18 protein-coding genes are annotated in these 19,333 nt (G+C 53.5%); 3 read left to right on the top strand and 15 right to left on the bottom strand.

The features are described 5' to 3' along the window. Positions 1 to 368 precede the first annotated feature (368 nt). Genes nadB through nadC form a run of 3 tightly spaced genes read right to left on the bottom strand, consistent with a single transcriptional unit; the run spans position 369 to position 3,907 of the window. Positions 369 to 1,958 (bottom strand): L-aspartate oxidase, encoded by a 1,590-nt coding sequence (gene nadB, locus DWB63_RS04690; protein WP_128327655.1) that lies wholly within the window; start codon positions 1,956 to 1,958, stop codon positions 369 to 371. 27 nt (positions 1,959 to 1,985) lie between these two features. Next, complete coding sequence (gene nadA, locus DWB63_RS04685) at positions 1,986 to 3,026, bottom strand: quinolinate synthase NadA (RefSeq protein ID WP_128327654.1); 1,041 nt, start codon at positions 3,024 to 3,026, stop codon at positions 1,986 to 1,988. 11 nt (positions 3,027 to 3,037) lie between these two features. Then, a complete protein-coding gene (gene nadC, locus DWB63_RS04680; RefSeq protein WP_128327653.1) occupies positions 3,038 to 3,907 on the bottom strand; it encodes a carboxylating nicotinate-nucleotide diphosphorylase in 870 nt (289 codons plus the stop codon). 159 nt (positions 3,908 to 4,066) lie between these two features. Here nadC and mgtE point away from each other — a divergent pair, with 159 nt between their 5' ends. Continuing rightward, a complete protein-coding gene (gene mgtE, locus DWB63_RS04675) occupies positions 4,067 to 5,401 on the top strand; it encodes a magnesium transporter (RefSeq protein ID WP_128327652.1) in 1,335 nt (444 codons plus the stop codon). Positions 5,402 to 5,496: 95 nt separating this feature from the next. Here mgtE and DWB63_RS04670 read toward each other — a convergent pair whose 3' ends face one another. From DWB63_RS04670 to ileS, 7 genes are read right to left on the bottom strand one after another with little or no spacing between them, the layout of a single operon-like run. Next, positions 5,497 to 6,234: a protein phosphatase CheZ gene (locus DWB63_RS04670; RefSeq protein ID WP_128327651.1), complete on the bottom strand. Its 738-nt coding sequence runs from the start codon at positions 6,232 to 6,234 to the stop codon at positions 5,497 to 5,499. Between the two features lie 21 nt (positions 6,235 to 6,255). After that, positions 6,256 to 6,774 carry a PilZ domain-containing protein gene (locus tag DWB63_RS04665; protein ID WP_128327650.1) on the bottom strand — a complete coding sequence of 173 codons (519 nt, stop codon included), beginning with the start codon at positions 6,772 to 6,774 and terminating at the stop codon, positions 6,256 to 6,258. Between the two features lie 16 nt (positions 6,775 to 6,790). After that, positions 6,791 to 7,234 carry an NIL domain-containing protein gene (locus DWB63_RS04660; protein ID WP_128327649.1) on the bottom strand — a complete coding sequence of 148 codons (444 nt, stop codon included), beginning with the start codon at positions 7,232 to 7,234 and terminating at the stop codon, positions 6,791 to 6,793. A gap of 49 nt (positions 7,235 to 7,283) precedes the next feature. Continuing rightward, complete coding sequence (locus DWB63_RS04655; RefSeq protein ID WP_128327648.1) at positions 7,284 to 8,228, bottom strand: tetratricopeptide repeat protein; 945 nt, start codon at positions 8,226 to 8,228, stop codon at positions 7,284 to 7,286. Positions 8,229 to 8,230: 2 nt separating this feature from the next. Continuing rightward, positions 8,231 to 8,452, bottom strand: a complete 222-nt coding sequence (locus tag DWB63_RS04650; RefSeq protein ID WP_128327647.1) for a PLD nuclease N-terminal domain-containing protein — start codon at positions 8,450 to 8,452, stop codon at positions 8,231 to 8,233. A 29-nt stretch (positions 8,453 to 8,481) separates the two neighbouring features. Further along, positions 8,482 to 8,970, bottom strand: coding sequence for a signal peptidase II (gene lspA / locus DWB63_RS04645; RefSeq protein WP_128327646.1), 489 nt, complete (start codon positions 8,968 to 8,970; stop codon positions 8,482 to 8,484). A gap of 4 nt (positions 8,971 to 8,974) precedes the next feature. Then, a complete protein-coding gene (ileS, locus tag DWB63_RS04640; RefSeq protein ID WP_128327645.1) occupies positions 8,975 to 11,791 on the bottom strand; it encodes an isoleucine--tRNA ligase in 2,817 nt (938 codons plus the stop codon). Positions 11,792 to 12,004: 213 nt separating this feature from the next. On the opposite strand from ileS, the gene DWB63_RS04635 reads away from it, so the two are divergent. Beyond that, positions 12,005 to 12,625 carry a tetratricopeptide repeat protein gene (locus DWB63_RS04635; protein WP_128327644.1) on the top strand — a complete coding sequence of 207 codons (621 nt, stop codon included), beginning with the start codon at positions 12,005 to 12,007 and terminating at the stop codon, positions 12,623 to 12,625. A gap of 64 nt (positions 12,626 to 12,689) precedes the next feature. On the opposite strand, the gene epsC is transcribed toward DWB63_RS04635, so the two are convergent. The 5 genes from epsC to DWB63_RS04610 form a co-directional block, all read right to left on the bottom strand. Further along, entirely contained in the window at positions 12,690 to 13,610 is a 921-nt protein-coding gene (gene epsC / locus DWB63_RS04630) for a serine O-acetyltransferase EpsC (RefSeq protein WP_128327643.1), read from the bottom strand. Between the two features lie 10 nt (positions 13,611 to 13,620). Next, positions 13,621 to 14,541, bottom strand: coding sequence for a cysteine synthase A (gene cysK, locus DWB63_RS04625; RefSeq protein WP_128327642.1), 921 nt, complete (start codon positions 14,539 to 14,541; stop codon positions 13,621 to 13,623). A gap of 2 nt (positions 14,542 to 14,543) precedes the next feature. Next, entirely contained in the window at positions 14,544 to 15,740 is a 1,197-nt protein-coding gene (gene nifS / locus DWB63_RS04620) for a cysteine desulfurase NifS (protein ID WP_128327641.1), read from the bottom strand. A gap of 2 nt (positions 15,741 to 15,742) precedes the next feature. Continuing rightward, positions 15,743 to 16,597, bottom strand: coding sequence for a Fe-S cluster assembly protein NifU (nifU, locus tag DWB63_RS04615; RefSeq protein ID WP_128327640.1), 855 nt, complete (start codon positions 16,595 to 16,597; stop codon positions 15,743 to 15,745). Positions 16,598 to 16,705: 108 nt separating this feature from the next. Beyond that, on the bottom strand, positions 16,706 to 16,966 hold the full coding sequence (locus DWB63_RS04610) for a DUF493 family protein (protein ID WP_128327639.1): 261 nt from the start codon (positions 16,964 to 16,966) through the stop codon (positions 16,706 to 16,708). Between the two features lie 216 nt (positions 16,967 to 17,182). Between DWB63_RS04610 and DWB63_RS04605 the strand changes: the two genes are divergently transcribed. Continuing rightward, entirely contained in the window at positions 17,183 to 19,321 is a 2,139-nt protein-coding gene (locus tag DWB63_RS04605) for an EAL domain-containing protein (protein ID WP_128327638.1), read from the top strand. Positions 19,322 to 19,333: the final 12 nt, after the last annotated feature.

Here is a 19,333-nt window from a genome sequence, read left to right as displayed (position 1 = left end):
CCTGTTGTTGATCTGGAATTCCGTATCCGACCCGCACAGGGCGAGCGAACGGACCTCGTGGCCGTGGATAAACAGCCCTCTCTACGTCTTGAGATTTTCTAGAGTATCTTTAGAGTTGTTGTCTCCCAAGGGGCTTTCGGCAAGAGAAGGTGATTGGCCGCTGCTTGTGGCTGGAGAAGCACTGTGGCAGCCGCCAGCGGCGAACAGGGTGCAACCGAGTACGAAAAGAAGTAAAAAACGATAGGCAAACAGGGCGGTTGGAGCCGATAGTGCAGTACGCATGAGACCCTTGTGGTGTTTATCCAGAAGGTACTATAGTTTTCCGCCAACCGTCATTGTCATACGCGGAACAATGGAAATCGAACCGATCAATCAATGCGGTAGTGGCAGCCTTTGGTTCCCTTGTTCCGCAGGGCGGCCAGGGTGATGATGTAGGCGGTCTGGGACCCGTGGAACAGGTCTATGATGGGCTTGCTCAATTCGGTTTCGCGGTAGAAATCCTGAAGATTCTTTGTCAGTTTGCGCATGTCGGAAAAGGCCCGCTCAAGCCGGTTGCTTGTGCGCGTGACTCCCACGTAGTTCCACATGGTGTTGCGGATGTTGGCCCAGTCCTGGGCAATGAGGGCCGGGTCTTCATTCTGTATGTGGCCGTTGGAAATCCAATCGGGAATGGAATTGTCAAGTTTGCGGTTGATTCCGGCAGATTTGTGCATTCGTGCGGCGATGTCCAGTGCTGAGGAGTGGCCCCACAAGAGCCCTTCAAGCAGGGAGGTGCTGGCCAGGCGGTTGGCACCGTGTACGCCGGTACAACTGCATTCACCGGCAGCATACAGTCGGTCCAGAGTGGAGCGGCCCCGGTTGTCAACCAGGATGCCGCCGCAGAAATAGTGCGCGGCCGGAACCACTGGAACCGGTTCGTTTTTCATGTCGATGCCCATTTTGCGGCATTTTTCAAAAATGGTCGGGAAGCGGGTGCTGACTTCCTGCTTGATTTTCGAGCAATCCAGGTACACGCAGTCGTCATCCGTATCCAACATCTCGTCCATGATAGCCCGGGTGACTATATCGCGGGGGGCGAGGTCTGCACGGGGATCGTAGCGGGGCATGAAATGATCGCCCTTGTTGTTGACCAGTAGGGCTCCTTCACCCCGGACCGCTTCAGACACCAGAAAACGCCGTTCTCCGCGTTTTGAGCCGCCGAACAGGGCTGTGGGGTGGAATTGCACGTATTCGCAGTTCAGGAGGCGTGCTCCGGCCCTGTGGCACATGGCCAGGCCGGAACCGATGGAGCCGGTGGTGTTGGTGGTGTGGAGGTAAATCTGTCCGATGCCGCCGGTGGCCAGCAGGGTGAAGTTGGATAAAATGGTCTCGACTTTGCCGACCTCTTCGTTGAAGACATAGGCTCCCACGCATTGGTTCGACAGATTGTACTTGAAATCCATATGTTTTGCATGGTGCTGCGTGGTCAGCAGGTCAATGGCTGTCCGTTTGGTCAGCACCCGGATATTTTCATGTTTCTCAACAGCGGTGCTGAGGACTTCCATGATATTTTTCCCGGTGTGGTCGTCGCAGTAGAGAATGCGTGGCAGGGAGTGGCCGCCTTCCCGGGTGAGGAACCAGTCGCCGGGTTCGCGTTGATTGAAGGGAATCCGGTACTTTTCCAGAAATGTTTCTTTCAGTACCTCAGGCCCCTTGCGTGCCAGGAACCGGACTGCGCGGGTGAAGTTGTGTTTCCAACCTGCAGTCAGGATGTCCTTTTCGAGTATCTTGGGGTCGTCGTTCTCGTTGCGGTATACTATGCCGCCTTGGGCCAGGGAAGTGTTGCCGTTGGCCAGGTCTGCCCCGGCCGTTATCAGGATGACGTCACATCCCTGGTCGGCAAGGGTGAGAGCGGCCACGGAACCGGCAATGCCGGAACCGATGATCAGAACGTCGGAGTGGAGGCGAAAATCGTTCATGGAGAATTCCCTATTTTGTTTGCCTGACTAGGAGCAAGCAGCCAACATGCGCTCAAGCGCCAGTTTGGCCGGTTCCCTGATGTCGTTTTGTACCGTGACCGGGGTTGCGCTCTCCAGGGTTTCCAGGGTGCAGGCCAGTTTTTCCACGGTGATCTTGCCCATGTCCTCACACAGGGCCGTGTGCAGGGGCTTGATGATCTTTTGCCCCTGGTACAGGCTTGCCAACCGTTTTACGAGATTTGTTTCCGTGCCGATATATATGGTGGAACCTTCAGGGGCTTGGTTTGCGTATTTGATGAGATAGGTGGTGGAGCCGTTGCCGTCTGCGGCGTCGACGATGGCCGGGTCGCATTCGGGATGGACCACTATTTTAGCTTCTGGTTCGTTCCGGCGAATGGTTCGGACGGATTCCAGGGTGAATTCGTCATGGATCGGGCAATAGCCGGGCCAGAGAATGAGCTGTTTGTTTTCGGCAGCAGTGGGGTCCACGGATAACCTTGGTTGGCCGTCAATGACGTCTTTGGGCAGGATGAATCTTTTTTCCTTGGGGATGCCCAGGGTATTGGCGGTGTTGTTGCCCAGATGTTGGTCCGGCAGAAACAGAACGGCGTCGCCTTGTTTTAAAGCCCATTCCAGCATGATGCGTGCATTGGCCGAGGTGCAGACCGAGCCGTCATATTCACCCACCACCCCTTTCACGGCTGCCGAGGAATTCACGTAGGTCAGGGGGATGATCTTCCGGCCGCTCTTTTGGAGGATGTCCAGCGTTTCCCGCACCCTTCCTGCTTCGGCCATGTCAGCCATGGGGCAGGTGGCAGAGACTTCGGGGATATGGATTTTCTGGTCAGGGCGTCTGAGTATGGCGGCGGATTCCGCCATGAAGAAAACGCCGCAGAAGACGATATGCTCGGCCTTCAGGGCGTTGATCTTGCGTGCCAGTTCAAGAGAATCGCCGCGAATATCCGTGTAGGCGATGACATCGTCGGACTGGTAGTGGTGGCCGAGAATGGACAGGGAGTCACCCATGGCGGCTCTTATGCGCGAGATGGTGTCCTTGGCATTTTCCACAGTGTTCCTCTTTATGCTAAAGGTATGATTTGCATACTGAAATCAGAAGATGGGGCAGAGTGGGTCAGCTTGCCCACTGAGATGAAGTCCGGCCCTATTTCAGCAATTTCCCTGATGTTTTCCAGGGATACGTTTCCGCTGATTTCCGTTTCTATGGTGTTGGGGATGATGCCCAGGGCGGTACGAGCTGTCTCCCGGTCCATGTTGTCGAGCATGATGCGCTGGATTTCGCACTGGCTTGCCTCCTCCACTTCCTCAAGGGTGCGGCACTCGACCTCGATGGGCGGGCAGGGGGAGTGAACGTTGCGAAGCTGGTTGACCGCCTGGGTGATGGAGCCGGCCCGGTCGATGTGGTTGTCCTTGAGCATGAGCATGTCGGAGAGGGTCAGGCGGTGGTTTTTACCGCCACCGGCGAGCACGGCGTATTTTTCCGGGAAGCGGAGTCCCGGCAGTGTTTTGCGCGTGTCGAGCAGGGTGGTTTGCGTCCCGTCCAGGGCTGCGACATACTGTGCAGTCAGATTGGCTATGCCGGAAAGGTGACAGAGAAAATTGAGGATGACCCGCTCCGCCTTGAGCAATTGCCGGGCCGGACCCTGTAGGGCGGCTACCATGGTCCCCGCAGATACGGTTTCGCCATCGTCAACATTGAGGTGAACCTGGCAGTCCTCACCGCCGAATTCGAGGATCATGGGAATGATGGGCAATCCGGCAACAACGGTGTTCTGCTTGGCTACAATCAAGGCCTGGGCCATGTCGTTTTCCGAAAATAATCCCATACTTGTCAGGTCCGAAGCGTCTTCGGCCAGAGCTATACGTATGGTTGCAAGAAGAAACATCCTTGCTTCAGCCTGGAAGAAATCGTCGAAAGTACTGGTAGGCATGATTCGTATCCAATTATTTTGTAGTAGATGTTGGCAAGTAAAGCACGGATGTTGTTTCGTCAAGAGTGTAGGGGTTGATGAAATATTTCACAATAATATAACACAGGTCGAATCTGATTTCTTTGACCTGAACCGTGAATTGGGCTAGGAATTTTCCCTATGAGTGTACACGATGAACATTCCGTTCACCAGAGCGATGAATTTGAAGAATTGATCCCTGCCGATATCGAGGTCCAGCATCCTGCGGATGCCGCTGTGACCATGGAAGGCCTCGACATTGCCGATCAGGTCAAGTTTATCAAGCAGCTTCCGATCAAGGACGCCGCCGATTCCATTGCGGAGATGGACGATCATGATCAGAAAGCACTCATTTCCAATTTGAATCGCGGCTTGGCCGCCCGCATCGTCGAGGAAATGGCTCCTGATGACGCAACCGATCTGCTTGAAGGCCTGACTGACGATCTGCAGAAGGCTCTGCTCAGCAGGGTTCCGGCCGAAGACAGGGCCGAGCTCAAGACGCTCCTGACTTTTGATCCCGATACGGCCGGCGGCACCATGAATACAGAGGTGGTCATCCTTGACCAGGACCTCAGTGCCGACGAGGCCATTGCCAAGCTTCGTGAAGAAGTCGAAGACAAGGAAATTCCGTATTACGCGTATCTGACGGATAAAAAAGATCGTCTCGTGGGTGTTGTTTCCCTGCGAGAATTGCTCTTGGCCAAACGCGGAGCCATCCTCAAGGATTTGGTCAAGGCGCAGAATTTGATTACGGTCGGCTATAATGTGGATAAGGAAGAAGTGGCCCACCTCATCGCCCACTATAACCTCTTGGCCTTGCCTGTTGTGGATTTCGGTAATCGCCTCCTCGGTGTCGTCACGGTTGATGACGTCATCGACATCATTCATGAAGAGGCTTCCGAGGACATGCAGGCCATGGTTGGTGCCGGTGCGGACGAGACCACTGATTCTCCCTGGCTCTATTCCGTGCGTATGCGGCTACCCTGGCTCATCATCAATGTGATTTTCTCAGCCATGTCAGCCTGGGTGGTCCACCTCTTTGAAGGCAATATCACTGAAATGGCTGTATTGGCCGTGCTCATGCCGATTGTCGCCAATCAGGCGGGAAATACCGGACAGCAGGCCCTGGCCGTCATGATTCGACAGTTGGCCATGGAGCGGTTTGATAGAAAACGGGCCTGGATGGCAGTGTTGCGTGAACTGCGTATCGGGCTGCTGAACGGCGTGATCATCTCATCGCTGGTTTTTTGTGCGGCCTACATGGTTTCGGGCAAATTGGCTCTGGCCCTGGTCATGGGGGCTGCGTTGGGAGTGGATATGGTCCTCGGCGCTTTGGCGGGAGCTTCCATCCCTTTGTTGCTCAAGGAGATGGGACGTGATCCGGCCCAGGCCTCAAGCATCTTCCTGACTACCATAACCGACTCCATGGGTTTCTTTTTCCTGCTTGGTCTTGCCGGGTTGGTCCTGCTTTCCTGATGCTGCCCAGGGTCGCAGTGTAGTATAAAAGATTAAAACGAAGGCCGTGCCGGATATCCGGCACGGCCTTCGTCTGTTCATGAAAATGAAAGGTGTCAGTCAAGTCCGAGGGAGGCGAGGAGGTCGTCCACATCGCCCTGGTTCGATCCTTCTGACGGTCCCTGAAGTTTGGAAGTCGCTTCATGCTTGGCCTCTTGGGACAGGGAGGCGATGTCTTTTTCCGGTTCCACTTGGCGATGTCGTATCATCAAGCCGGTGGAAAGCATGACTTCACGAACGATTTGCTCGATTTGACGGATGGAGTTGATGATTTTCTTGATGCGCTGGCCGGTCAGATCCTGGAAACTGAGGGATACCATGATATTGGAGAGATCCATTCCAAGCGTATCATTGATTTCCTTGAGTTTTTTTCGACTTGTTTTGGTTACGCCGCCGGATTCAAACCCTTTGACAATCGTTGCAACCGTCCCTTGCAATTCCTGGAGATTCTCTACGATATCAATGATCTCCACAGCGGCTTTTTCTGTTGTCCGGAGAACCGCATCCAATTGATCCGATGTTTCGGAAAACAATTCTTCGGGGTCGATTTCGGCCTCGATGCATTTGATTTCGGTGCCGCCTCGGGCGGCCTTCACTTCCTGGTATATTTGTTTCAACCCGTCTTGGAGATCGTCATTCATTCTGCGATAGAACTCTCCTTCCAACAAGGCGGTGGAGAGGTTCTTGGTGATTTCTCTTTCAACGGATGCGATGATGGTTTCTTTGAGGCTGCCCACAAGTTGGTCGGAGACCTTTTCCATCAACGCAGCAACCAATTCATCATTGCTTGTCATGCGTCATACTCCCAGGGAATTCTACATTTTTGAATTGCGTATCTGTTCGCGTTGTTCCTTGAAGACGAATTGTACAATTGCTTCCATGTCCGAACCGCGCATATCCACGAATTCAAAACGATACAAGCCTGTGTCCGATTCCTTGTCCAGGATACGTCCTTTGCTTCCAGCCATGTGTAGTGGGGAATGGCTGAGAAACAGTACTATTTCGAGAGGGGTGCCAGCCTGGAACTGCTGGTCGCTGCGGAATTTCAACCCCGCTGCGGATATCTCCTTCACTTCAAAGTCATAGGAAAAGTCTGTTTTGACATAATCCTGGCTGAGCAGGCCGATGACCTGGTCGAGCTTTCTGTCCATTTCAATGAGGAAAGAGGTCAACTCCTCGGGGAGTTTGCTTTTCTGGAAGAGTTCTTCGCGTGCCACGACATGAGCCGTGGCGTCGCCCGTGAAGAGTTGCGGGGAGTCCACAGACTGCATGATCCTGGCTTGGGCCTTGAGTCTGACTTGAATGCGTGAGAATGATCGCTTTTCTTCGCTCATGGAACTCTCGGTATGGTTATTGTCTTCGGTTATCGTCCAGATCCAGCGTCATGGCCTTGACCGGACAGACCCGGGTGCACATGCCGCAGGCAGAGCATTTGTCCACGTCAAATATAATGGTTTTATTGCTTTTTTCAAGAGACAGGGCGTCCGTGGGGCACATGGCCGTGCAAACCCCGCAGTGGATGCAGGATTCCTCATTGCGGAATATCTTGTGGGCAACCGGAGTGATGCGGATGCCGTTTTCCTTGAGGTAGCCGATGCCCTTATGGAAATCTTCTTCCATTCCGGAGAGTTCCAGAGTCATTGTCCCTTCGTGTCGCGGACTGATATCCGCTTTGAGAATGTTGAAGCTCAGATCGAACTGGCGCAACAGATTGCACACGACGGGTCTACCGGATACTTCCGGAGGAAATGACAGATAGACGATTTTTCTAAAACCCTTGATGACTTCTTTCATAAATATTTCCTGAGAAATGTATGTGGCATGGGTGGCTGAGTTATAGCAATTATTTCATTTTTTCCAGTGACCGTTTGGCCTGGGTGGCTTCCACGGATTCGGGGAATTTCTTGACCACTTCCCCCAGGCGCATCTTGGCCAATTCGGGTTTTCCAAGATATTCCCAGGAGTAACCGGCCTTGAGCAGGGCTGCCTTGTATTTTGAACTCTTCGTATATTTTTCGATGACGTCTTCGTACAGGATGACGGCTCGGGCATAATCCTTGAGTTTGTAGTAACATTGCCCCTGCCAGAAGACTGCGCTGGGGATGAATGTGTGACCCTTGAACGTATCTGTGAATTCAGCCCAGTAAGAGCGGGCTTTTTCGAATTGACCTTCCTTGTAGAGGTCGTAGGCCTTGTCGTAGAGGGCTTTGGCCGGGTCAGTGTCCGCTGGAGAGGGTGTAGCCTCGGCAGGCTGATTGGCGGCAGGTGCTGCCACGATGGGTTCCCCGTTGGCATCCACGGTTTCTGCCGGGGCGCCTTGAGGGCGAGTGGAGACGTTTTGCGCTGCAGACAGGGTGGCGGTCCGTTCTTCGCGTACTTTGGGCAGGTCCACCTGGAGTTGGTTCTCCAGAGCGAATTCGATCTCGTCCACTTTTTCGGCCAGTCCTTCCACTGTAATGGCGGATTCGATACCGCCGACCTGACGGTCCATGCGAATGTTGAGTGAGTCCATTTCGCCGCGAAGCCGAGCAAGTTCGGCGCGCAGGGATTGGATTTCGGCCCACATGTCAGCGGATTTTTCTCTGATGGGGCTGTTGGATTTTTCGATTTTTTCCTGGAGAAGTTGTTTGGATTCCGAGAGCTCGGTCTCCAACTGCCTGATTCGGCTCAAGTCCTGCTGGCGTTCATATTGTATGGCTTGCATGTCGGTTTTGCTTGCGCAGCCGAGCATGGAAAACAACATGGCGACGATTATTGTTAATGCTAAATACTTGAATATTTTATTCATAATTATAATCTCCCTCTTTGTTTACCGAGAAAAAGATACGACAGAGCGCCAATAATGGGAATAAAAATACAGATTTGCATCCAGAGGCTTTTTTCCATCGGAGATTCATAGGTGCGTTTCCAGACGTCCAAGATGGCCCAGGCGCTAACGGAAAAGCAGAGTGCGATGGAAACCAGCAGAATGGTCCATTGCATTGGAGTAAGGGCTGAAAAGTCTGCGATCATATATTATCTCCTTGAGAGTGGCGGTGGGGTTATCCCTGTGCCTTCTTTCGGTTCAAGAGCGTTGACAGGATGATGCATCCCGCCCCAACGGTCAAGGCGCTGTCCGCCACATTGAATGCGGGCCAATGATAGGCGTCCACGTAAAAGTCGAGAAAATCGATGACCGAACCGAGCCAGATGCGGTCTATGGCATTGCCGATGGCTCCGCCCGCGATCATGCCCAGGCCCGAGATCATCCATTTGTCATGTTCTTTGGTCAACAACAGCATGTAGGTTATGACCGCCACGGCAGCCAGCGAAATGATTATGAATAATGGGCGTTGCCAGTTGATATGGTCATCGTCCAGAAAGCCCCAGGCCGCACCCTTGTTGAGCACATATACAAGATTGAACAGGCCGGGAATGATCTCTTTGCCGGTCCATGGTTCCATGGCGTTGTGGACCCACAGCTTGGTGATCTGGTCGAGCACTATGGTGACTGTCGCCCATGCGGATGTCAGCTTGTACTTGTGTAACATTTTTCTAATCCAGTTTTTTCAGGACAGCCGTGCAGCGCGGGCAGGCATCGGGATGAGCCGGGTCTGACCCCAGATCTTCCGAGATGCGCCAGCATCGTTCGCATTTCTTGCCGGTGGCAGCTTTCACGCTCACCTTGAGATTGACCATTTCTTCACCCTGGAAGGCGTCCGCAGGCGCGTTGCCCGCATTGTCCAGTACAAGATTCGAAATGATGAAGAACTCGCGCGGGTCAATGTCTTCGGTGGAAACCAGAGTGCGGATATCCTCGGTGGCGTAGAGTGTCACCTGAGCGTCCAGGGACTTGCCGATGACGCCTTCCTTTCGTTTGGGCTCAATGGCTTTGTTCACCTCGGAACGAATCAGGGCCAGCTTTTCCCAGCGGGCGCGCTGCGTGTCATCCAGATTCGTTTGATCGGGCGTAAAGCGCAGGGCGAATACCGTTTCGCTTTGCGGAAGGGCCCCCTTGATGGCGTCAGGCAGATTCTGGAAGGCTTCCTCGGCGGTGAAAGAGAGGACCGGGGCCATGTCCTGAAGCAGCATGAGCAGGGTCTGCCACAACACGGTCTGTGCAGAACGGCGTTTGAGGCCGTTTTGTTCCTCCACGTACAGCCGATCCTTGATGATATCCAGATAGAAGGCGGACAGATCGACCACGCACAGGTTGTGCAAGGTGTGGTAAACCTTGTGGAATTCAAATTTCCCATAGGCTTTCTGAACCGTCGCATGGCGTCTGGAAACCATGTCCAGGGCATAGCGGTCCAGCGGCAGCATGTCTGCCGGTGCAACCCTGTCCGTCGGGTTGAAATCGTTGAGGTTGGACAGGAGATAGCGGCAAGTGTTGCGAATGCGCCTGTAGGCGTCCACGAGCCGATTCAGGGTCTCATCTGAGATACGGATGTCTTCCTGGTAGTTGGAGGCAGAGACCCACATGCGCAGAATCTCGGCGCCGAATTTGTCGATGATTTCCTGCGGCGCGAGGACGTTGCCGATGGACTTGGACATCTTGCGGCCTTCGGCGTCCACCACGTAACCGTGTGTCAGGACGGTCTTGTAGGGCGGCACGTCGCGGGTGCCCACGGAGGCGAGCAGGGAAGAGTGGAACCAGCCTCGATGCTGGTCGGACCCTTCCAAGTAGAGATCGGCCGGGAAACGGGTCTCTTCGCGCTGCTCCACCACGGCGGCATAGCTTGTGCCCGAGTCGAACCAGACGTCCAGAATGTCGGTTTCGCGTTTCCAGTGAGTACCGCCGCACTTGGCGCAGGTCAGTCCCTTGGGAACGATTTCTTCGAGCGGAGCTTCGAACCAATAGTCGCAACCGGTTTCGTGCTTGGCGTATTTGTCGCAGATGTCATAGACCCACTGGGCATCGAACCATGTCTCGTCGCAATCTTCGCAGATAAGCGCGGAGATGGGAACGCCCCAGTTGCGTTGACGGGAGATGCACCAGTCGGGCCGGTTCTCGACCATGTTGTAGATGCGCTCCTCGCCCCAGGACGGGACCCACTGGACATCGTTGCGGATGGCGTTCAAGGCCCGTTGGCGCAGGTCGTTTTCGTCCATGCCGATGAACCACTGGGTCGTGGCCCGGAAGATGACCGGTTTCTTGCAACGCCAACAATGCGGGTAGGAATGGGAAATCTTTTCGGAGGCCATCAGGTTGCCGATTTCGGTCAGTTTCTCGATGACCTTGGGGTTGGCGTCCCAGACGTTCAGGCCGGCGAAGTGTTCCACTTCCTGAGTGAATTCGCCCCGATCGTTCATGGGGGAATAGATTTCCAGGCCGTACTTGAGGCCGGTTTCGAAATCTTCTCGACCGTGGCCGGGCGCGGTGTGTACACAGCCGGTGCCGGTCTCCAGGGTGACGTAATCGGCCAGAACCACGGCGGATTCGCGGTCATATATAGGATGTTTGGCCTTCAGCCCTTCAAGTTCGGCACCTCGGAAGGTGGTCAGAATCCTGGGTGCATCCCATCCGAACCTTCCGGCGCAATCCTCGAGTAGTCCTTCTGCCAGTATGTAGAAGTCGCCCTTGGCCTCCACCAGCACGTAGTCGAAATCGGGATGAACGGCCACGCCCATGTTATCCGGGATGGTCCAGGGGGTGGTGGTCCAGATGAGGATGAACAGTTTGGATACGTCGATCTCGCTTATTTTCTTGAAATTCTGGTCAGCCATGGGGAAGCGGACATAGATGGACGGGGAGCTGTGGTCCTCGTATTCCACCTCGGCTTCGGCCAGGGCAGTGCGGCAGTCGCAGCACCAGTAGATGGGCTTCTTGCCGCGTACCACGCCGTCGCGTTCCATGAATCGGCCCAATTCGCGGGCGGTAGCCGCCTCATATTCGGGCTTCATGGTCATGTAGGGATTATCCCACACGCCGAAAACGCCGAGCCGCTTGAATTCACTGCGCTGGGTGTCCAGCCATTTCGCAGCGTAGGACCGGCAGATCTTGCGGATGGTCAAGGTGTCGAGTTCCTTGTCCTTTTTCTTGAGTTCCTGTTCGACTTTGTGCTCAATAGGCAGGCCATGGCAGTCCCAGCCGGGCACGTATTCGGCCTTCTGTCCCTGCATGTTCCGGGATTTGACCACGATATCCTTGAGAACCTTGTTCAGGGCCGTGCCCATGTGAATGTGGCCGTTGGCATAGGGAGGACCGTCATGCAGAACGTACCGGTCTTCGGGGTTTCCGGCGGCGATCATCATGTCATAGGCCTTGATTTGTTCCCAAAACTTGAGCATCTCGGGCTCGCGCTGTTTGAGGTTGGCCTTCATGGGGAATTTGGTCTGGGGCAGGAGCAAAGTTTTCTTATAGTCGCTCATGGGTTTTCAAGTCCTCCGGGAACCGTATATTTCTTTATATCAAAGTATGCGTTCAAATGAGACGGCGTAGATTGGTATAACACGGCTCGGAAGTCAAGCATTGCACGGCTTTTGAGGATGATTGCACATTGTTTACACTGTGTCGGAAACATGCTTTGGTGGCAACGGACTGAATGTGTCATTTTTGTTGCAACCAATGATCCAGGAGGTGATATGGGAGTACATAAGAGAGAACGAGAATTGGAAGACATAAAAGATCAATATATCAAGAAAAAATCAGTCATTCTGTTGGTGGTCTTGGCCTTGTTGGTCGGTGCCTTCATCGGGAACGCCATAACCATGCTGTATATCGGACAGAATCAACAGCGAGCCGATATCGAATCGCAGCCGGTGCAGGAGGGCGGCGTGCCGCATACGGCTGATCCGGTCGCTTTGGCCAGTATGGAAAATGCGGCCGCAGCCGATCCGACCAATGCGGATTTATGGGTAAAGCTTGGCAATTTCTGTTTTGATCACAACTTGCCTGCCAGGGCGGTCAATGCCTATGAGCGCGCTCTGGAACTCAAGCCGATGCTGGTTGATGTCTGGTCTGATCTGGGCGTCATGTACAGGCAGACTAAGCAGTTCGAAAAGGCTGTCGATGCCTTTGGCCATGCCGCGTCCCTGGACAGCAAGCACGTTACCTCGAGGTTTAACATGGGTATCGTGTATCTGCATGATCTGAACGACAAGGCGTCTGCACTCAAGGTGTGGAAGGAGCTTTTGGCTTTGGACCCCAGCGCCAAGACGCCCACAGGACAGAGTCTTTCAGTTCTGGTGAAGGAGTTGGAGTAAAACTTAAAGCTTTTGATTATGAAAATGGAGCAAGGATGTGTCTTTGCTCCATTTTTTTATACTATTAGATGCCGCCACCTTGTTCGAAAGACTGTTGCACGGCGCGGGATTGCACGATGTGCGCCCCTGGCGGGACGTCGCGAGTGATCCAGATGTTACCGCCTATGACAGCCTCTTTGCCGATGGTGACGCGCCCGAGGATTGTCGCTCCTGCATAGATAATCACATCATCCTCCACGATGGGATGTCTTGGCAGCCCCTTGATCAGCCGCTCATCATCCCCTTTGGGGAAGCTTTTTGCCCCCAGGGTCACGCCCTGGTAGACGCGGACGTTGCTTCCGATGATGCAGGTTTCGCCGATCACGGTACCTGTGCCGTGGTCGATGAAAAAGCTTTTGCCTATGGTCGCTCCCGGGTGGATGTCGATGCCCGTATCGGAGTGGGCCATTTCCCCGATGATCCGAGGGATGATGTCCACGCCGAGCCGATAGAGTTCATGGGCGATTCGATGATTGGTCAGCGCCCGGATGGAGGGGTAGCAGAATATGGTTTCTCCGTGGGTCTTGGCTGCGGGATCGCCGTTGTAGGCCGCCTCCACATCCGCCAGGAGATAGTGCCGGATTTGAGGCAGTTTCGTGATGAATTCACGGGCTATGCGCTTGGCTTTCTGTTCGCAGTCCTTACACTGTTCCGTGGTGGTCGCTTTGCAGACGAAGCAATAGCCTCGGTTGATCTGATCGGCCAGTTTGCGCACCATCTGGTCCAGGGTGGAACCAATGTAGTAGGGCATTGTGTCCGGGGTGATCTCGGAAGGACCGAAATAGCCCGGAAAAAGAACGCAGCGAAGACTTTCCACTATTTCCGACAGGGTTTCCACGGACGGCATTGGTGCATCTTCCGAATACCGATGCGAAGTCGAGCCGTTGTCGCCGGATTCCACGAGCAGGGCCACCACGTCAGCCAGGGTGTAATCATTATCTGTCATGCCGGGTACCTCAATCGAAGAGCGGGGTGCTGAGATAGCGTTCACCGGTGTCGCAGACGATGAAGACGATCACCTTGCCCGCGTTTTCCTTGCGTTTTGCCAGTTCCATGGCTGCGGCGCAGTTGGCACCGGAGGAAATGCCGCATAGAATTCCTTCCTGCCGGATCATCTGCTTGGCGGTTTCCAGGGCGGTTTCATTGTCGATTTGAATGATTTCATCTAAGATATCGACGTTCAGAGCGTCGGGCACAAAGCCTGCCCCGATGCCCTGGATCATGTGCGGTCCCGGTTTTCCGCCGGACAGGACTGGTGAGTCTTTGGGTTCCACCGCCACCACCCGGAGTCCGGGTTTCCTGTCCTTGAGTACTTCACCTACGCCGGTGACGGTGCCGCCGGTACCAACACCTGCCACAAAGATATCCACTTCGCCGTCCGTGTCGTCCCAAATTTCAAGGGCCGTGGTCTTGCGGTGTGCGTCTGGGTTGGCCGGGTTGGCAAACTGCATGGGCATGAACGCGTTCTCCGTTTCACGAACAATCTGTTCGGCTCTGGCGATGGCCCCCTTCATGCCTTCAGCGGCAGGGGTAAGAACCAGGTTGGCACCAAAGCCCTTGAGCAGCTTGCGTCGCTCCATGCTCATGCTTTCGGGCATGGTCAGGATGAGACGCAGTCCCTTGACCGCACAGACAAAGGCCAGTCCGACCCCGGTGTTGCCGCTGGTCGGTTCCACCAAGACCGTGTCCGGGGTGATGGTGCCGTTTTTCAGGGCCGTTTCGATCATGCTCCTGGCGATACGATCCTTGACCGAGGCACAGGGGTTGTTGAACTCCAGTTTGGCCACCACAGTGGCTTCAAGCCCCTGGGAGAGCTTGTTCAGACGAACCATCGGTGTTTTCCCGATGAGCTCCGTCATGTCATTAGCTATTCTCATGGTTACTCCGAAAAGCTCTTGGTGCAGGCCGGGGCGCTTTTTTCTGCCGAAAAGGGCGAGAGTTTACGCAGATTCTTGATGATGGCCGGCAGGGTTTCAATGACGAAATCCACTTCCTCTTCGGTATTGAATCTGCTCAGGCTGAAACGGATGGAGCCGTGAGCAAAGGTGAAGGGAACGCCCATGGCACGCAGGACGTGCGACGGTTCCAGACTGCCGGAGGTACAGGCGGAGCCTGAACTGGCCGCGATGCCCAACTGGTCCATCATCAGGAGGATGGCTTCTCCTTCCACATAGCCGAAGGAAATGTTGGACGTGTTGGGGAGCCGGTTGTCCCTGTCGCCGTTCAGGATGCTGTCCGGAATGGCGTTGAGCAGTCCGGTTTCCAATTTGTCTCGCAGCCTGCGGACCTCGGTGTTTTCCTCGTCCATGTGCGCCAGAGCCAGTTCGCACGCCTTGCCCAGGGCGATGATGCCCGTGGTGTTTTCCGTACCCGCACGGCGGCTTCCTTCCTGGTGCCCGCCGATGAGCAGGGGGCGGAAAGGAAGTTTCTTTCGGACGAACAACGCGCCTACGCCTTTGGGAGCGTGCAGTTTGTGACCGGACAAGGAGAGCATGTCAACCGGAACGCTTTTCAGGTCAATGGGAACCTTGCCCACTGCCTGGACCGCGTCGGTGTGGAAAAATACGCCGTTTTGTTTGGCTGTTTGGGCCATTTTTCCAATGGGATAGATGTTTCCGGTCTCATTGTTGGCCCACATGATCGAGACAATGGCAGTGTCAGGCCTGAAGGCTGCCTCGTATTCTTCGAGATTGAGCCGACCGTACTCGTCGGTGCCGAGATACGTGACGTCGTATCCTTCTTTCTTTTCGAGGAATTTGCAAAAGCTCAAGACGGCCGGGTGCTCCACGGCGGAGGTGATGATGTGCCTCTTGTCCGGCTGTGCGTTCAGGGCGGATCTGATGGCCGTATTGTCCGATTCCGAGCCGCAGGAGGTAAAGATGATTTCACTTGGTTCACAGCCCAGAATGGCGGCAACGGATGCACGGGCCTCTTTCAGTTTGGCGCCCACCTGCCCGCCGAAGCGGTGCATGGAGGAGGGGTTGCCGTACAACTCCGTGAAAAATGGTTGCATGGTCTCAAAGACGACCGGGTCCACCTGTGTGGTGGCGTTATTGTCCAGGTAAATGGTTTTCATGGTTAGCCCTCCCGGACCTGCAGTTCTGGGTCGACCTTTTCCTTGAGCGTAGCTTCCACCAGGTTTTGCAAGGTAGCCTGGCTGGACGGGCAGCCCGAGCACATGCCCATGAATTTGACGAGAACCGAGTTCCGGTCGATGTCCACCAACTGGATATTGCCGCCGTCAGCCTGAAGTTTGGGGCGGATGTCGGTATCGATGACGGATTCGATGAGATGCATACGCTGGATGTTGGTCATGCCTTCTGCCGGGAAGGCGGGCCGGGCCGAAGGAGTCTTGCAGACGGTCCCGCCGTGGGCCTCTGCCAGGAGTCTTTCCAGGTCATCGATGCACTTGCCGCAACCACCGCCAGCCTTGGTGAAATGGGTTACGTCCTCCACGGTCTGGAGGTCGTTTTCCTTGATGGCACGCAGGATTTCTTCGTCAAAAATGCCGAAGCATTCGCAGATGAGTTCACCCTCGTGGGAATGTTCCGCCTTGGACGGGGCTTCACCACGCATGTTTTTTATGGCTTGCTCAAGGGCTTCCTGGCCCATGACGGAACAGTGCATTTTTTCGCGGGGCAGACCACCGAGATATTCGGCAATGTCCTTGTTGGTCAGCTTCTCAGCCTCTTCAAGGGGCTTGCCGATCAGCAACTCCGTCAAGGCAGAGCTTGAGGCAATGGCGCTTGCGCAGCCGAAAGTCTGGAATTTGGCATCGGTGATAATGCCTTTGCCATCCACTTTGATATATAATGTCAGGGCATCTCCGCAGGCCAGTGAACCCACCTCGCCCACGCCATCGGCGTCTTCGATGGTGCCAACGTTACGGGGATTCAGAAAATGATCTTTAACTTTATCGGTATATTCCCACATGTTATCTCCAAAATGAATAATTATATATGAACAGTCGTCACAAGTGTGATTTGATCACATTAAAAATTATAAGTCCGCCTTGGAAGTGTGTAAAGGTTTGCAGCCCAACTAAAGGGACATAAGGCCAGGAACCTGCGATGCTTTTTCATAAACAGCCATTACTTCATCGGAAGAACACATGGTGGATTCGAGGCTTACGCTTGTATATTTGCCTGTCCTTGATTTGCGGGTATCGATTTTTTCGTCGGGGAAAAGCGCCCTCAATTGATCCATGTTTTCAGTTGGGACGATAAATTTATATACATAAGGGCAGGGCCATTGGTGATGTTGATCCAGAACATTCTTGAATTGTTTTATTTTGTCAGTCATTATATTACTCCTGTGTCATGTGCTTAGGAGGGGGCTATATTGAGATTTTAACACGGTTGTCAAACAGCAGTTCCTTGTACCCTGATGAGTTGTTTTTTCCAAACTAATATCCTGCAAATAAACGGAAATTATAACGCAGTTCTCTGAAATTGTCAGATATGGTATGCCATCAACTATAGACGAAAAATGCTGACGAGCGGACAATAAGGGAATGAAATGATTGAAATAGTTGATGTTCTCGTCGTTGATGACGAGCGGATCAATATTAGATTGATCGAGGGTATACTCAAGGACCAAGACATCAATCTGGTGTCTGCTTCGTCCGGTTTCGAGGCGTTGAAGTATTTGCCGGATCATGACTTCGCCTTTGCTCTTCTTGACGTCATGATGCCGGGTATGGACGGTTTTGAGTTGGCGGAGCGATTGAGACAGTCCGAAACCAGCAGAGATATACCGATTATTTTCATCACTGCCATCAGCAAGGAACAGAAGCATGTGTTCCGCGGTTATGAACTCGGTGCGGTGGACTATCTGTTCAAGCCGGTTGAGCCTGAAGTCCTGCGTGGCAAGGCCAACATCTTTGCGGAGCTGCATCGTCATAAGCGGTCTCTTGTTGAAACAACCAAACGTCTTGAGGTCACCGTAAAAGAACTTGAGGAATCCAAGGCCGCTCTTCTCGAGTCGGAACAGCGATACCGTATGGTGGCAGACTATAATTATGACTGGGAAAGCTGGATAGATCCTGACGGAAAACTTCTCTACATATCACCTGCATGTGAACGTATCAGCGGGTATGACCGTGCAAGTTTTTTTGATGATTCCGAGTTGATGCAGCGCATAGTCCATCGTGACGATCTGTCTCGGTGGATGCTTTTCATGACGGACGACACTGTCGGCGACGATGAGAGCTTGGATTTCAGGATCAACGACGTCAATGCCAAGGTGAAATGGCTGAGCCTGGTCAAACATTCAATATATGCTGATGATGGCAAACCCTTGGGTATTCGATTCAGCATGCGTGACATTACCAGTCGCAAGCGAATGGAAGGACTGCTCAAACACAGTGCGTTGCACGACACTCTTACGGGGTTGCCCAACAGGGTTCTGTTTCTGGATCGGTTGAGCCGGGCAGCGGGCCGTTCTTCCCTGTCCGGAGAGTTGTTTGCGGTGCTCTTTATTAATCTCGACCGTTTCCAGGCCGTCAATGACAACTACGGGCATACGGTCGGCGACAAATTGATGGTTCATATCGGTGTCAAGTTGCAGCAGATAGTCCGTTCAATTGATACTGTGGCCCGGTTTGGCGGGGATGAGTTCGGTATCCTTATTGAAGAAATTTCGAGAAAAACCGAAATTCGCGCTCTTGTTAAGAAGATTCATGAATCATTCAAGGAATCTGTTGTCGTGGATGGGATCATTTTCACTATCTCCGCCTGTATCGGCTATGAGATTGCTTCCGACAGCAATATCGAGTCAGAGGAGATCGTTCACAACGCCCAGGTGGCAATGAAGAAGGCCAAGGCAAGCGGGAAAAATCGCATCGTGCCTTATACCAAGAGTATGCGCGAGGGGATCATCAATATATTGGCAGTGGAAAATGACCTCAAGCGCGGGTTGGAGGCCAGGGAGTTTGAGGCGTATTACCAGCCCATCGTGAACCTAGCCGACGGCAGCCTCTATGGATTCGAGACATTGGCCCGGTGGCGTCATCCTGAAAGGGGAATGGTCAGCCCTGGGGAATTTATCCCGGTTGCCGAAGAGACCGGCTTGATTGTCAAACTCGGCTCTCAGATTTTGGAAAAGGCTTGCGTTGTCATGAATCGCTGGCGCAACAAATATCCCATTGCACGAGAGTTGACCATGGCCGTGAACATTTCGGCAAAACAGTTCGACGAGTCCTCACTGGCCAGCAATGTTGAAAGCATTTTGCGTGAATCCGGTCTCCCGCCCGAATGCCTGAAGCTGGAAATTACCGAAACTGTTGTCATGTTGGACGCTCTTAAGTCCGTTAACCAACTAAAACTGTTGAAGAATCTTGGAATATTGCTTTCCATTGATGATTTCGGAACCGGGTATTCTTCCATGAGTTATTTGCAGAAATTTCCTACGGATCAACTCAAGATCGACTTGAGTTTTGTGCAGCGAATGGAATCATCGCCGGAAAATATCGAGATCATCAGAGCTATTGTGAACATGGCGCACAGCCTCCGCCTCAGGGTGGTCGCCGAAGGTATCGAGACCGAGCGTCAAAGAGACTTGCTTTATTCATTGCAATGCGATTACGGTCAGGGCTATCTTTATTCCCGGCCGCTTCCCGAGGATAAGGCCGAGAAGTTCGTCAGGGATTCCGAGTAGATCCTTGATTAT

Source organism: Pseudodesulfovibrio sp. S3 (assembly GCF_004025585.1).
GTDB lineage: Bacteria > Desulfobacterota > Desulfovibrionia > Desulfovibrionales > Desulfovibrionaceae > Pseudodesulfovibrio.
This window is presented reverse-complemented; position numbering and strand designations above follow the sequence as displayed.

Excerpts from the sequence above, each read along its gene's own strand:
- DWB63_RS04610 (WP_128327639.1), bottom strand. The coding sequence starts at position 16,966 with ATGACTGACAAAATAAAACAATTCAAGAATGTTCTGGATCAACATCAC.
- DWB63_RS04650 (WP_128327647.1), bottom strand. The coding sequence starts at position 8,452 with ATGATCGCAGACTTTTCAGCCCTTACTCCAATGCAATGGACCATTCTG.
- DWB63_RS04655 (WP_128327648.1), bottom strand. The coding sequence starts at position 8,228 with ATGAATAAAATATTCAAGTATTTAGCATTAACAATAATCGTCGCCATG.
- DWB63_RS04605 (WP_128327638.1), top strand. The coding sequence starts at position 17,183 with ATGATTGAAATAGTTGATGTTCTCGTCGTTGATGACGAGCGGATCAAT.
- DWB63_RS04670 (WP_128327651.1), bottom strand. The coding sequence starts at position 6,234 with ATGACAAGCAATGATGAATTGGTTGCTGCGTTGATGGAAAAGGTCTCC.
- DWB63_RS04635 (WP_128327644.1), top strand. The coding sequence starts at position 12,005 with ATGGGAGTACATAAGAGAGAACGAGAATTGGAAGACATAAAAGATCAA.
- mgtE (WP_128327652.1), top strand. The coding sequence starts at position 4,067 with ATGAGTGTACACGATGAACATTCCGTTCACCAGAGCGATGAATTTGAA.
- ileS (WP_128327645.1), bottom strand. The coding sequence starts at position 11,791 with ATGAGCGACTATAAGAAAACTTTGCTCCTGCCCCAGACCAAATTCCCC.
- nadB (WP_128327655.1), bottom strand. The coding sequence starts at position 1,958 with ATGAACGATTTTCGCCTCCACTCCGACGTTCTGATCATCGGTTCCGGC.
- DWB63_RS04660 (WP_128327649.1), bottom strand. The coding sequence starts at position 7,234 with ATGAAAGAAGTCATCAAGGGTTTTAGAAAAATCGTCTATCTGTCATTT.
- nadC (WP_128327653.1), bottom strand. The coding sequence starts at position 3,907 with ATGCCTACCAGTACTTTCGACGATTTCTTCCAGGCTGAAGCAAGGATG.
- nifS (WP_128327641.1), bottom strand. The coding sequence starts at position 15,740 with ATGAAAACCATTTACCTGGACAATAACGCCACCACACAGGTGGACCCG.
- cysK (WP_128327642.1), bottom strand. The coding sequence starts at position 14,541 with ATGAGAATAGCTAATGACATGACGGAGCTCATCGGGAAAACACCGATG.
- DWB63_RS04665 (WP_128327650.1), bottom strand. The coding sequence starts at position 6,774 with ATGAGCGAAGAAAAGCGATCATTCTCACGCATTCAAGTCAGACTCAAG.
- nifU (WP_128327640.1), bottom strand. The coding sequence starts at position 16,597 with ATGTGGGAATATACCGATAAAGTTAAAGATCATTTTCTGAATCCCCGT.
- lspA (WP_128327646.1), bottom strand. The coding sequence starts at position 8,970 with ATGTTACACAAGTACAAGCTGACATCCGCATGGGCGACAGTCACCATA.
- epsC (WP_128327643.1), bottom strand. The coding sequence starts at position 13,610 with ATGACAGATAATGATTACACCCTGGCTGACGTGGTGGCCCTGCTCGTG.